The sequence below is a fragment of the Actinomadura rubrisoli genome, from assembly GCF_004349215.1.
Classification (GTDB): Bacteria; Actinomycetota; Actinomycetes; order Streptosporangiales; family Streptosporangiaceae; genus Spirillospora; species Spirillospora rubrisoli.
The window spans coordinates 1-439 of the sequence record NZ_SMKU01000795.1; the positions used below are offsets into that span (position 1 = coordinate 1).

The window sequence follows — 439 nt, forward strand, 5'->3', positions numbered from 1 at the left end:
CGTACTGGCTGGGGTCGGGTGAGCCGGCGTTGGAGCGTCCGATGCCGGCGCCGGCGCCGGGTGCGCCTTTGGTGGTGGAGCGCGCGCCGGAGCGCAGCATGGTGGCGGCGGTGATGACGCTGGCGGCGGCGCTGCTGGTTCTGGCGCTGCTGATGGGGATGCTGTTCGCGTGCCAGCCGCGGGTGAAGGAGCCGCCGCCTCCTCCGCCGGAACCGACGCCCGCGGTGCCGTCGCCGTCGCGGACGCCATCGAGCCCGGCGCCGTCGACCCCGGAGCCGCCGCCGGTGAGCCCGTCGATTCCGGTGTCGCCGTCGCCGGGCGACGGCGGCCCGGTCTGACCCTGGCGCACCCTCGGGCCTGGTCTTGCGGGCTTGGTCTCGCGGGCCTCGCCCCTTCCGGCGGCGGCGGATTATATGGCGTTGCGGGCGGCGGCCGGGGG

At 77.0% G+C, this 439-nt stretch carries 1 pseudogene; it reads right to left on the reverse strand.

From position 1 onward, the window contains the following. Positions 1-349, reverse strand: a pseudogene (locus tag E1298_RS47535) (hypothetical protein); the annotation flags it as partial. Positions 350-439: the final 90 nt, after the last annotated feature.